Annotated in this window: 9 protein-coding genes; 4 read left to right on the forward strand and 5 right to left on the reverse strand. The window is 57.2% G+C overall.

The genetic code is table 11. The annotated features are described in order from the left end of the window. Nucleotides 1-178: 178 nt before the first annotated feature. Nucleotides 179-820 (forward strand): response regulator, encoded by a 642-nt coding sequence (locus WDN46_05270; protein MEJ0092840.1) that lies wholly within the window; start codon nucleotides 179-181, stop codon nucleotides 818-820. A 23-nt stretch (nucleotides 821-843) separates the two neighbouring features. Next, nucleotides 844-2,166: an ATP-binding protein gene (locus WDN46_05275; GenBank protein MEJ0092841.1), complete on the forward strand. Its 1,323-nt coding sequence runs from the start codon at nucleotides 844-846 to the stop codon at nucleotides 2,164-2,166. A 658-nt stretch (nucleotides 2,167-2,824) separates the two neighbouring features. On the opposite strand, the gene WDN46_05280 is transcribed toward WDN46_05275, so the two are convergent. Next, nucleotides 2,825-2,974 carry a hypothetical protein gene (locus WDN46_05280; GenBank protein ID MEJ0092842.1) on the reverse strand — a complete coding sequence of 50 codons (150 nt, stop codon included), beginning with the start codon at nucleotides 2,972-2,974 and terminating at the stop codon, nucleotides 2,825-2,827. Then, entirely contained in the window at nucleotides 2,974-3,237 is a 264-nt protein-coding gene (locus tag WDN46_05285; GenBank protein MEJ0092843.1) for a hypothetical protein, read from the reverse strand. The genes WDN46_05280 and WDN46_05285 overlap by 1 nt, the downstream gene beginning before the upstream one ends. A gap of 922 nt (nucleotides 3,238-4,159) precedes the next feature. Here WDN46_05285 and WDN46_05290 point away from each other — a divergent pair. Beyond that, nucleotides 4,160-5,437, forward strand: coding sequence for a site-specific integrase (locus WDN46_05290; GenBank protein ID MEJ0092844.1), 1,278 nt, complete (start codon nucleotides 4,160-4,162; stop codon nucleotides 5,435-5,437). A gap of 16 nt (nucleotides 5,438-5,453) precedes the next feature. Here the strand turns inward: WDN46_05290 and WDN46_05295 are convergent, their stop codons facing one another. From WDN46_05295 to WDN46_05305, 3 genes are read right to left on the reverse strand one after another with little or no spacing between them, the layout of a single operon-like run. Further along, nucleotides 5,454-8,525, reverse strand: coding sequence for a type I restriction endonuclease (locus tag WDN46_05295; GenBank protein MEJ0092845.1), 3,072 nt, complete (start codon nucleotides 8,523-8,525; stop codon nucleotides 5,454-5,456). Beyond that, nucleotides 8,522-9,805 carry a restriction endonuclease subunit S gene (locus WDN46_05300; GenBank protein ID MEJ0092846.1) on the reverse strand — a complete coding sequence of 428 codons (1,284 nt, stop codon included), beginning with the start codon at nucleotides 9,803-9,805 and terminating at the stop codon, nucleotides 8,522-8,524. Before WDN46_05300 ends, WDN46_05295 begins: the two co-directional genes overlap by 4 nt. After that, nucleotides 9,802-11,970, reverse strand: coding sequence for a class I SAM-dependent DNA methyltransferase (locus tag WDN46_05305; protein MEJ0092847.1), 2,169 nt, complete (start codon nucleotides 11,968-11,970; stop codon nucleotides 9,802-9,804). The genes WDN46_05300 and WDN46_05305 overlap by 4 nt, the downstream gene beginning before the upstream one ends. Nucleotides 11,971-12,077: 107 nt before the next feature. Between WDN46_05305 and WDN46_05310 the strand changes: the two genes are divergently transcribed. Continuing rightward, nucleotides 12,078-13,037 (forward strand): hypothetical protein, encoded by a 960-nt coding sequence (locus WDN46_05310; protein ID MEJ0092848.1) that lies wholly within the window; start codon nucleotides 12,078-12,080, stop codon nucleotides 13,035-13,037. Nucleotides 13,038-13,482 lie beyond the last annotated feature (445 nt).

Here is a 13,482-nt window from a genome sequence, read left to right on the forward strand (position 1 = left end):
TAATTGATATCAATACGAGTCCATAGCATCTTTCGGGGGGCGTCATTCTGCCATGCTTTCTGCACTGCTCGGTGGGCCGCGAGCGACACAATAGAGACGGAAACTTAGGACAGAATTAGCCCGGCCGCGCGTCCAGCTCCGCCTTGACGAAGCCCCCTGGTTGCGGCATTCGTCGCTGATGCGTGTCTTGCTTGTTGAAGACGATGCAATGATCGGTAGGGGATTGATCCCCGCCTTGGCGAGAGCTGGGATGACCGTGGATTGGGTGCGCACGGGGTCGCAGGCGAGGGTGGCGGCGATGGGCGGGGAGCATGCGATCATCCTGCTTGACATCGGATTGCCTGACGGCTCCGGTCTCGACCTGCTATCCGAAATCCGAGGGGAAGGCATCTCCATACCGGTGTTGCTCATCACAGCGCGTGACGCTCTTGGCGATCGCGTGAAAGGGCTTGACCTTGGCGCGGACGATTACCTCATCAAGCCCTTTGATGTGGCGGAATTGCTGGCGCGCATCCGCGCGGTGACTCGGCGTCGATCCGGCAATACGCAGTCCCGCCTCGAGGCGGCAGCAATGAGCCTGGATCTCGCGACCCGCGAACTGACCTACGGCGGAGAATGCCGGCTCTTGCCGCCGCGCGAGTTCGCCTTGATGCATGCGCTGATGGAGAGACCTGGTACGATCCTGTCCAAGGCGCAGATCGAGGATCGACTCTATGGCTGGGATACAAGCGCCGAGAGCAATGCTGTGGACGTGCTGATCCACGCCATCCGGCGCAAGTTCGATAAGGACGTCATCCGCAACGTGAGAGGCGCTGGGTGAATGGTCCTCAAGGCTCGTTCGTGATGTCGCTTCGTCGCTCCATCATCCTGTGGATCACGCTCCTGATGGCGGTCGTCGGCGTCATAGCTGTAGCGACAACCTACGAACTTACCCTCTACGAGGCCGGACAGTTCATGGACGACCAGCTGCGTCAATTCGCAGATGCCTCCGCCGACACCGACGAGACAAATCGCGCTGCCGCTGAGCTGCAGGAACCAGAGGATCGTTTCACGACGCGGGCTTGGAGCGCCGACGGCCGGCTGGTCCATGCGACGAGGGATGGTCCGCCGATTGACGCGCCTCCGTCCTACCAGGGCTTCAGAACTTTCGATGATGGCGAGAGCTGGCGCGTCTTCGTCTCGAAGGATGCCAAGAGCACTATTATGGTCGCCCAGCGGATGAGCGCGAGGGGCGAGATTGCGAGGCATGCCGCCCTTGAGGTCGCGGTGCCGATCCTCCTAATCCTCCCCCTCGCATGGTCGGTCGTCGTATTGTCCATTGGGCGCGTCATGCGAAGCCTCGCAAAACTCGGCGAGACCATCGCAATCCGCAGCGTCGAAACCAAAGCGCCACTTTCTTATGTCGGCATACCGCGCGAGATTTTGCCTTTGATCGGCGCGATGAATACGCTGATCGGCCGTCAGCAGATGGCGCTCGACCAGCAACGTCGCTTCGTCGCTGACTCCGCGCACGAATTGCGAACTCCCTTAACCGCGCTGCAGATTCAGATCGACAATCTGCACGCCGCGGGCAGCGAAGAGGCCGCTTCGCTTGTCGGCGCTTTGCGCGAGGGGAGCAGTAGGGTTAACGATCTGCTGAATCAATTACTGCGTCTCGCTAGCTTCGACACGCCGCCCACCAATCCCGCGCTCGAAGAAATCGATCTCGTCGACCTCGTCACGTTCTGTGTCGCCGGCCAACTCGAGGTAGCGGACGCGTCCAGCATCGATCTAGGACTGACGACGCTCCAGCGCTACATTGTGCTGGCCGTGCGAAGCGACATACAAATGCTCTTATCGAACATTATCCACAATGCGATCCGCTACACTTCGCCAGGCGGAAAAGTCGACTGCTCGGTCGAGCAGCACGGAACAGGTGCGCGCCTGATCGTCGCCGATACAGGACCGGGAGTCGCCGAAAGTGATATCCCGCGTCTTACCGATCGTTTCTTTCGCGCTGCGAGCATTGACAAGACAGGAAGCGGCCTCGGCCTTTCGATCGCGAAAGCAATCGCCGAGCGTTACAACCTCCAACTTTCCTTCGAGAACCGCACAAGTCCATCGGGTCTGCGCGTCACGGTCTACTTTGCGATGGCTTCAGCTTCGCATCGAGCGATGTCGATATAGGCCCCGTGTTTCGACCTGCCAATCTAAACGCCCGGTGCGAACGCCAAGGCCGCATCTCAAGTTAAGCGATTCATCGGGCCCACCGGAACTGCTGGAGTCAGCGTATTTCGCACATTTTCGAACCGGAGTATTGCGCACGGGTGTCGGGCCACGTCCCCAGTCGCTCGTGCAGCATCGATCCTGGCAATATTGAACCAGCGCATGTCATCATGGTGTCTAAGGGGAACGCGGCCACGAGTGACTGCGCAAAACGATTCGTCGATCAATGGATTTCGGAAAATGTCTGCGCCATCGGAGGCCAATTCGAGATCAATATGGCTCAGAACCTTCAGACCAATGTTGGGAAGCCGCAGATCGCGCCGGCCTAAGCCGCATAGAAATTAAGACCTCATGCGGCAGTTTGGTCGCCTACATGGCGGCCACCCTCGAGGCCCTGAACCATTCACAGGTCGGGGAGTTTGCAATGAAGAGCGACTGAGAATCTTGGGCGATAAGTCTAGTTTTTCAGCTCGCCTAGATGCGCGTCGCTTGGATATTCAAAAATAGGCTGGATCTCAGGCGGCCGTGCAGGAAAGTTCGGCCCAAAGTACATAATTTGCGCCCCTGGCATCGCGGCGTCATCTGATTTGACTCAGCGCACACCGTGAACGTTGTCGCTCTACCACTCGCCTTGCAGCTGAATGCGGTCCTGGAGAACCCTGAGCTGCAGGACAATTTTCCCGCCCGCGCCTCTAATCTCTAGCGCGTCATCCGTATAGTTGCGATCGAGAGTCCCTGGCGGGGGCGTCACACGCCATTCATTGCGCACTAATTCGTTGATGGGACGGCCGTCGCTATCTCGAACAATAGTCGTGACCCTGATTTATTATCAATCCGCTCGACTATCAAAGGGTTATCCTGAAAAACCCCAAAAATTGCGGCGCTCTGGTCATCAAACGCAAAGATTGTTCCGGAGTTACCGACTTCTAACGGGGGAAACAACTTGCGGTCGCTCGCAAGCAAGACCTCGCGATAAGGGTTCTTTTCCTGGACATATGTTAGGGCGGGTCTTGATTGCGCTGCGGCGCCCATTGCAGCCGTCGCCAGCGCAATTGAGACGCCCGCGAGCCCAAGCATCGTAGCAATAGACGCCGCCTATCTTTGAGGTTGCGCTCGCGAACGACTTAAAGCGCGTCCCGCTGCGATCGTCATCTCGTCGCCCAAGGGTAAGCTATATTCCAAATCAATTATTGAACAGCAACGGCCGCGAGCAAAATTAAAAAAACGCTCGCGAATTTGGAGTGGCATAGGACATCAATGAGACCGCCCTCGGGCTCCCAAACGTTCCCAAACTTGAGCTTTGTCAGCACGAAAGAACCCGGGTAACCATAGACTTTGCCGGAAAACCCGAAAAGTGCTCGCGATTTTAGCGAGGGGGAAAATAATCTCTGTCGCGCCCGGCGGCCCCGACCCCTCGACGGCGGTCGAGATCGCACCTGACGGGACGATTCGGCTTATCCCTGCGGCTGCTCAGTCGTCTGCCGAGCCAACGGTTATCGAAGAAGAGGGTTCAGTCGATAGGCGGCCTTTTAGAAAGCGGCTCGGCGCGCCCTACTCCTAAAGGCCGCCGAGCCCGAGAGGCCGATCCGCCGCATTCCGTAGACAGGCGACCCCAAGGCTTGGCTCGGGTTCGATCCCCGCGGGACCGTGGATGCGCCCTTTGCCGCCTTGGCGCTTCCCATGTGCTTCCCAATCGCAATTTCTGGGAAGCAGCCTAAGCGATCTTGGAAGCTAACTATTTGAAATTGTTGGCGCGCCCGAAGAGATTCGAACTCCTGACCCCTAGATTCGTAGTCTTATGATCATGGTTTTCCGGCAATGGGCGTGAGTTTCTGTCTGCTTCTAACTAATTGTTTTTGAGTTGGTTTCGTCCTACGGATGTTTCTGGCGATTGCTTGGGTTAGCTAAAGCGTGGTACCCACGTGGTACCCCAGATGTTGAAACGAGACCAGACATGAGTGGCATCCGGCTCACAAAGCGAATCATAGACGGGCTCGAAATCAACGGGACTGACTATGTCGCATGGGACTCTGACCTTCCTGGCTTCGGTGTCCGCGTCCGCGCGTCGGGGGTGAAGAGCTACGTCGTCGTTTACCGCGCGGGTTCTGGTAGGAACGCACCGAAGCGCAAGCTCACCATCGGCGTCGTCGGCAAATTGACCCCCGATGAAGCCCGGACGATCGCAAAGAAGGCGCTCGGCCAAGTCGCAAATGGTTGCGATCCAGCGGCAACTAAGACGGGAGAGCGTAAGGCGCTGATCGTCTCCGAATTGGCAGATCTCTTTTTATCCGAGCATGTGGACGCAAAGCGCCGGCCGGGCACTGCAAAGCATTATCGAGACATTATAGAGCGTATTGTTTTGCCGGAGATTGGTACCGCCAAGGCGGATAAGGTGTCGTTTTCCGACATCGCTCGCATTCACTTAAAGTGGAAGAAGACGCCGTATCAGGCCAACCGCATCCTTGCCGTCGTTGCGAGCATGTATTCCTTTGCAGCTAAAAGGAAATTTGTGGCGGGCGGATTTAATCCCGCCCATGGATTAGAAAAATACCCGGAAGAGGGCCGCGAACGCTTTCTGTCAATTGAAGAGCTTGAACGCTTAGGCGCGGCTATCCGTGAAGCCGAGGTTGCAGGCATTGCTTGGGAGATCGACGATAGTAAGCCGTCTTCCAAGCACGTGCCGAAAAAGAATCGCCAGACTATTATTGGCCCACATGCGGCTGGTGCGCTACGGCTTTTGCTCTTCACAGGCTGTCGCCTCCGGGAGATTCTCCACTTAAAATGGGAGCACATCGATTTTGAGCGCGGCCTGCTTTTTCTGCCTGAAAGCAAGACGGGTAAGAAGACAATAGTTTTGAATGCCCCAGCCCTCGCCGTGTTGGGCGCCCTCCCTCGTGTTGGCAAATTCGTCATAGCGGGCGAAACCGAAGACAAGCCCCGAACCGATCTGAAACGTCCGTGGGCAATGGTGATAAAGCGCGCCGGCCTCGACGGCCTTCGCATTCACGATATCCGCCACTCCTTCGCGAGCTTCGGCGCGGGCGGCGGCATGGGCCTTCCCGTTATCGGGAAACTTTTGGGGCACGCTAACGCCACGACAACCGCGCGCTATGCGCATTTGGATGCAGATCCGCTTCGCCGAGCCTCAGAGCGGATTGGAAGCACGATTGCCGCGGCATTGGGTGACGGGGCGGCGCAGGGCGGCGCAAAAATTATCCCCTTTCGCCCGTAGGCGACCATTTTGCTTTCTAAGCGGGGTCTCCTCTCGTGCGCCTGAATATTTCCTGCGCTAAGTGCTCATGAGCGGTGGCGCGAAACGCTTTGTCCGTCATGACGCGCGTGAAAATCTCTTCATTGCCTTCCATCCGATCGATGAAGAGTTCGTCCAAAATTCGGTCCAGATAGGATGAAAAGTTCGAAAGGTTGTTGCCTCGCGCCGCCTCGACAATGCGTTCATCGTTCTCCGCCGACGCTCGTATCTGATCGAAGAACAGTTGATCTGCCTCATTGAAGTCCGTCCCAAATCGTTCATTCAGTTTTGCGACAAGGCTAGACAGCGACTCTTTGTCGTTTTTTCGAGCCGCGGTTCCCACGTCTGTCGGGCCTTTGAGCGCCTTGGCCTCGCCGTCGTGCAGGTCGATAGATCCTTCGGTGATCTGCTGGAGTCGGAAATACCGCAGGGCTACCTCGTCATCCAGCGAGTAGTTCTTGCCGTCGCCGGGCGGAGGCAACTTTGTGATCAAGTTGCGGACGAAGGTGTAAAATTTTTCAAGCTCACTGTCCTGGTAGGGGATGATCTGGGACAAGAAAGCATAGAGGTTTCGGAATGCGGTCAATTGTCCCCTGACCACGTCCTGTTCCGCATCCGCCTTTTTTTTGAAGCGATCGACGACTACATCGAGCAGCGCATTCATCTTGCGATGATCCGACGAGGAATGATCGCGTTTGCGGACATACCAGAGGTTGGCAAAGGAATTGACGTCGTCGGGCGAGAAGATCGCCCATTCTAGAAGTTTGTGATGGAGCTCCGAAAGCGTTTGCGGGTCGGCGTTTTCACCAACCGGCGTCGTCTCGTAGTAGGGTTTAAAGCCCTCGTAGATGTCGTTTTCTTCGTTCACGAAATCGAGGACAAATGTGCGCGTTTTGCCCGGCGCCATGCGGTTCAGGCGCGAAAGGGTCTGAACGGCCTGAACGCCCGCCAGTTTTTTCACCACATACATTGTCTGCAACAGAGGCTGGTCAAAGCCAGTCTGATACTTTTCTGCCACGAGAAGCACGCGATAGTCGTCGCGCTCAAACGCCTCGGGCAATTCGTTTTCGGCAAGCCCGTCGTTCATGGCGACTTCGGTGTAAGATTTTCCGGGGTAATCCGGGTCCTCAACCTCACCTGAAAAGGCCACAAGAGACTTTATCCCTTGATAGCCGCGCGCTTTCACATAGAGATCAAACGCCAGCTTGTATTTGACGGCGGACAGGCGCGATCCAGTGACGACCATTGCCTTCGCTCGCCCGCCAAGCTCATGCATCACATTTGCGCGAAAATGTTCGACGATGACGCTGACGACTTGCTCGATATTCACCGGATGTAGTTCGAGGAATCGCGTTAGCTCCTTCACCGCTTTCTGGCGTGGCACCTCCGGGTCATCCTCGATTTTCTTAACCAGCCCGTAGAACCGCTTATAGGTCGTGTAGTTCTGGAGCACGTCCATGATGAAGCCTTCTTCTATGGCTTGCTTCATCGTGTATTCGTGGAACGGAGCTTTCCCGGTTGGGCCGGGTTCGTCGAACAGCGCTCGCGTCTTGAATTTCGGCGTCGCAGTAAAGGCGAAGAAGCTGAGGTTCGGCTGACGTGTACGTCGCAGTGCCTCGCGCAACAGCGCCCGTTTGGCTTCATCCTCTAGCCCGTCGTCCTCCTCGTCGTCCAGCACCTGCGCGGCAATCGCCGACTCGATCCCGTCACGGTTCAACATGCCCCGTAGCGCCGTGGCCGTCTCGCCGCTTTGCGAAGAATGCGCCTCGTCGACGATCACGGCGAACCGCTTCCTCGCGGTGTCAATCTTTACCCCATCGCCTTTAGCCTCCAGAGTGCTTAGCGCCTTGGCTATGAAAGGGAATTTTTGGATCGTGGTGATGATGATCGGCGTGCCTTGCGACAGGGCGCGCACAAGCTGTTGAGTGTTTTCGTCAATCTTCTCGACCACGCCAGTTTTGTGCTCGAACTGATAGATCGTATCCTGCAACTGCTGGTCCAGCACGCGCCGATCCGTCACGACTACGATGCTATGAAACACCTTCTGATCGTCGCCGTCATGAAGGCTGGCCAATCTGTGCGCCAGCCAGGCGATCGAGTTCGACTTGCCCGAGCCGGCCGAATGCTGGATCAAATAATTCCGCCCCGCCCCGTGCTCTCGCGCATGCCGCACCAGCGCGCGCACCGCGTCAAGCTGGTGATAGCGTGGAAAGATCATGGTTTCCTTGCGGATCGTGCGTACGCCCTTGTCAGTCGTGACCTGGCGCTCCTTCACCTCCAGATGCATAAATCGCTGGAGAATGTCCAAAAGACTGTCCGCTGCCAGAACTTCATCCCAAAGATAAGCGGTCTTCCAGTTTCCCTCCGTCGGCGGGTTGCCCGCGCCGTGGTTATGGCCCCGGTTGAAGGGCAGAAAGACCGTCTCCTTCCCCTTCAGCCGCGTTGTCATCCAGACCTCGTCGGGATCAACGGCGAAATGCACCAGAGCGCGTTTAGTGAAGCGAAAGATCGAATCGCGTTCGTCGCGTTCGTCCTGATACTGCGCGACGGCGTCGGTTGCGCGTGAGCCGGTCAGCGGGTTCTTGAGTTCCGCCGTCGCCACCGGCAGCCCATTCACCGACAGCACCACATCGAGGATGCAGCGCCGGTTGCCGCCATCGGGCCTTTTCATCGCGGAGGAGAAGGAAACCTGCCGCGTGATCACCAGCCGGTTGGTGGCGTAGAGCGCCGCCGCCTCGGGATTGAGGCCAGAGTTCGGACGGAAATAGGCCATACGCAGCGTCTTGCCATAGCAGCGAAAACCATGTCGCAGGACGTGCAGTGTGCCTTTCACCTCCAGCTCCTTGGCCAGAGCATCGAGCAACGTAGCCTCTGTTTTGGCTCCTAACAGCGCCTCAAGCTGCACCCAGCGGGTCGGCTGGCTGGCCCGCAAGAATCCCGTTACATCGGCGGGGAAGAGGGCCAGCAGCTCGTCAAAGGCTTTGGGGTCGCCCTTGGCATAGCCGCCTTGGGTGGTCAGACTGAAGTCGATGGCGTTTTCAAAGTCGATTTCCGTATGGCCGGACATCATACTGCCTCCAGTTTGAGCCTGCCAGTGACAGCGGCCGTGATCAAGGCGGCACGGTACTCGGCGAGTTTGTCGAGGGAAGCGCAGATCTTGGCTAGCTGCTGGTCAATTTGCTCGCACGCGCTATCAAGAAACCGCGAAATTTGGTCCTGCTCATGCCGCTCGCTTGGCAGGGCAATCCACAGATTTCCATACTTCTCGGCACTGATATTCTGGATCGTGCTCTGAATGAAGTTCGCACGGACCCACTCCCAGTACGCCGACGAGTTGAGGAAACGATACACAAATTCAGAGGAAACCTCGCTCAGTAACCTCGCTCGGATAAGATACCCCGCAAAGCAGCCACTGCCCCAAGAACTCCTGTAGATGAAGCTCTTTCCGACGGTCGCACCACTGCGCGCAAGCAGGATATCCTGCTCTTGCAGCATGTACGGCTCGGCCACCTCTTGTGGCTGAGACCGGAAAGTATCAGGCCGCAACTGGCCGTTCTCATCGACATCGGAGATACGGACGAAACGCGGCCAGTCAGGATTATCAAAATCCGCCGGGGCGTTGGCCCCGTATTTCAACGGCTCACTAGTAAGAAAGTGCAGCCGAATGACTTTCCAATGCGCCGGAATTTCGCCCAGCCAATCGATGCCGCTGTCCTTCATGGGGGCGGTGGGGTTGAGGCCCTTGGTCACGGCTCGGGTTATGAGCGCCTGGCGCTTTTCCCCCATGCGATCCAGAAGCGCCTGTTTCTTCGCGATCAGCGCATCAATGCGCGCCGTCTTCTCATTCAGAAACTTCGCAATGCGTCGCTGGGTATCAAAAGAGGGAAGCGGTACTTCCAACGTCGCAAGCTCACTCGCGTTTATCGCCGGATAGCTGACGCCCACGGATCGAGCGACGATCTCGGACACGAAAGGTTCGGACTTTGCGACCCATCCTAGAAACGTCGAGTCCATTTCGTCGCCGGGACGGATGACGCAAAAGCCGGTTGACGCAATGAGATTTGCTTCGGCTTGGGGGACAGCGGCGATCGCTTTCAGGTACGTGCGGACTGTAGAAATGAGGACGTCGCCGCTTCTGACCTTCCGCCGTGCCCTCGAGGGCGCCTCGTGGAAATAAATGCGGCTGGTTTCTTCGATTCCACCCGTCAGCGAGACACCGGATATTTCAACATAATTGATTTCCTCAAAGTCGTCCGTGTCTTCTGGCAAGATATCGTCATTGTAGGTTGCAACGAACTTCAACCGTTTCCGCGGCCATTTTTCGGAGCCACGCTGCGAGACCGGCATCATTGCACCAACCCCTTGAGCAGGTCGGCGATGTCGCCCTCGAGCATGGCAATGTCGGCCTCGATTTCGTCGAGCGGACGGGGCGGCTTGTAGACGTAAAAATGCCGGTTAATCGGAATTTCGTAACCGATCTTGGTTTTCTCATAATCGACCCAGGCATCGGGCACATGGGGCAGCACCTCGGCGGCGATATAGGCGTCGATCACCGAGCGCATCGCCGCGACCAGCCGGTCATTGGGCTTATCGGGGCCAAAGTCTATCGGAAGCGGCAGAGCCGTTCCTGACGGCAGGGGTATGTTTTCGGTATCGCGTAACTCGCTATCCGGTTCGGGGACGCCCTTTGCAAGGCAGATGGCGGCCTTGGGGTCGCGTTCGCCCAAGGCGGCGAAGATCGCCTTTTTGATCGGCGTGGACACCTTCTCGCCCGCCGCTTTGGCGGCGCGGTTCAGATCGGCCTCAAACAAAGCCCGGTCCATATAACGTCCCTTGCGGGCCAACTTGCGCACGATGGCGCGGATCGCCTCTTGCGTCTTGCGGCCCGCTTCTTCCTCATGCGCAATGGCGGCTTTGTCTTTCAGTTTCTTCGAGACAGCGAGGTTCGCAAAGGCGCCCTGATCGTCGAGCTTGGCGATCCGCTCTTCGCTCGCCTCCAAATTCAGGCGCAACGGGCGCTCCACCGTCACTTTAAGAAAGCCAAACTCGCGGTTTTCAAAGATGCGCGAAACCACGCGCATTTCCGGCTGGCCGTCGATAAGAACCTGCGCCATCTCGCTGTCGCGGTTGGCGCCATAAAGGCGGGTTAGCGTCTTGATCTGATCGTTGGTGATCTCGTTGCGTTTGTTGTTAAGGCTCTTTTTCATCTTTTGGAAAAAGCGCGTGCCGTCAATCAGCTGAATCTTGCCGCACCGCTCCGGCGCCTTACGGTTGGTGATGAGCCAGACATAGGTAAAAATCCCGGTGTTATAGAAAAGCTGATCCGGCAGCGCGACGATGGCGTCGAGCCAGTCGTTCTCGATGATCCAGCGACGGATGTTCGAAGAGCCGCCGCCCGGGTCGCCGGAAAAAAGCGGCGAGCCATTAAAGACGATGGCGATTCTGGACCCCTCCCCGCCATACTGCCGCGCGGGGTGCATCTTGGAAATCATGTGCTGGAGGAAAAGCAGGGAGCCATCGTTGATTGCCGGAAGCCCGGCGCCAAAGCGCCCGTTGAAGCCGAGCTTTGTGTGTTCGCCTTCGACAATGGTCTTCTGGTCTTTCCATTCTACGCCAAAGGGTGGATTGGCCAGCATGTAGTGAAACTGCCTGCCTTCAAACCCATCCTTGGTTTTACCGTCGCCCAGAGTGTCGCCTAGGACGATGTTGCCAGTCTCTTCGTCCTTGATCAGCATGTCCGAACAGCAGATCGCCCAGGACTCATCATTATATTCCTGCCCGTAAAGGGCGAGGTTTGCGCTGCTGTTCTGGTCGAGAATGAACTCTTCCGAAACCGAGAGCATGCCGCCGGTGCCGCAGGTCGGGTCATAGATCGTGCGGAAGATGCCGGGGGTGTAGACATCCTGTTCGCCGGTGTAGACGAGATTCGCCATAAGCCGGATGACTTCGCGCGGGGTGAAGTGGTCCCCTGCTTCCTCGTTTGCCTGCTCGTTGAACTTCATGACGAGATGTTCGAACAGGTATCCCATCTGGAGGTTATCCACGCGGTCCGGGTGCAAGTCGATCGAGGCCATCGCTTTGATTATAGCGAAGAGCCGGTTGCTGCTGTCCAGCTTCTCAATCTGGTCATTGAATTTGAAGCGATCGAAAATGTCGCGCGCGGTCTTCGAGAAGCCGTTGATGAAGGTGGCGAGGTTGGGGGCGATGTTTTCGGAATCGCCCAGCAGACGTTGGAAGGTGTACGAACTGGTATTGAAGAGCGGCTGCTTGCGCGTCGGGTCCGCCGCTCGCGACAGGATGCGATCCATCGCCTCTTGCGGCATGTTCTGCGCCTGAAGCTTCTCGTATTGGGCCAGCACAACATCCTTGGTCGGCTCCAGCACGCAATCGAGGCGGCGCAGTACGACCAGCGGCAGCATCACGAGGCGGTATTGTGGGGGGCGGTAGGGACCGCGAAGGCGGTTTGCGATTTCCCAGATTGAATTTGTAAGTTGTTGATGTCGTTGAACGTTCATTAACGCTTCCAAGTTTGCGACCGAGCGGACTATCGTCGATTAAAATAATTTGCTTCATCGGTCCGATAAAAGAATCACAGATAGCATCTGCAAACTGGAATGGCTCGATGGGCAATCCGGTGCCACAAGTTGGGGGCAGAACCTTGGACTATGGGAGTTTCGAATTTCCAATCGTAGTGCCGCCCTATGCCCAAGATTATCTCAAACGGGCGCTCCGCGGCGAGATTTTGCCGGACGAAATCGAAGCGGAGCTAAAAGCCAATGGACTCCCGCCGCTGGCAACTGAGCCTGATCCGGCAAAATTCGACCCGATGCCCGAAATTTGGTGGACGCTGCCCATGACGGCGGCGTGGGTCATTTGGCGCACGCCGCATGCCGTGCGGCGCGCATGGTGGCCCTATCGTCGTGAGGTGCGAATATGGATAGGCCCTCGCGAATACGATGTCGTCCAGGACAAGCAGACTGAACCTGGAATCCTCGGAGAACCCAAAGCTCTCCATATCGAAAACGCTACCGGGTACACGCTCGAGCGATTGTCCAATCTGCACCTTTTCCAGGTGCTTCTGCGCTCGACCTTCAATGATCCTGACGATGGTGTCCCGCTTGTCACTGGCAAAGAAGCAAAAGTCGATCTCTGGCGCCCGTTGCAATCCGGCCACCTGATCGCCAACGGCATTCCACCCCGAGAAGCGAGACGAGTAGCGATCCCGCATACGGATTGGATCGATATCGACCAATATTATCAGGAGGGCTGGCCAACAGACGCGGTCGGCCGAATCCTGGAGCCAAATCCCATTTTTGTCGGGGTACGGGTTAACCGCGAACGAGTCGTCGAACTGTGGCCCGACCGAAATTCAGCTGAACCGAGCGCAGTAGTCCCGCGCTCAATTCGGCAGTCGGATCGTCGCGAGGCTATTCGCGTCGTGTTCAATGAGCTTTGGCCCGACGGCCTGCCGGTGGGGCTGATGGTGAAGGAACGGGACGCCCAGATTATCGAATTGTTGAAGCAAAAGGGCCTTCGACCTCCAAGCGACCGGACCATTCATCGCGCCTTGACGGACACCTGACAAGTTAAGACAACGTCTGACAGTCAAGGCTTGTCGCAAGCGTTCCTCGCAAGCTTCCGTCATCTTCTCCAAGACGCCGCAAGTTACGGCAGATGGAGAGGGTTTTATGGAAGTTTCCCCGCGCTATTTTCGCCGCGACCAAGCGGCGGGCTATGTCCGCGACAACTGGGGCTTGCCCTGCTCGACAAAGTGGCTGGCGAAGCTAGCCGTTGTTGGTGGGGGGCCGGTTTACTGCAAGGCAGGTCGAACTCCACTTTATACGATGAACGATCTTGATCGGTGGGCGAAGGGCCGCATTGGCTCTCCTCGTCGCTCCACATCCGTCTTGGCCGACGACGTTCAAGAGAAAGGGGAAGAGTGACGCATGGGCAAGCGTCACCCCAACCCTCAACTCGTAAAGTCTCATCGGACTTACTCTGTGGAAGAGATCGCCCGCCTTTTAGAT

This window comes from Methylocella sp. (genome assembly GCA_037200525.1).
Classification (GTDB): domain Bacteria; phylum Pseudomonadota; class Alphaproteobacteria; order Rhizobiales; family Beijerinckiaceae; genus Methylocapsa.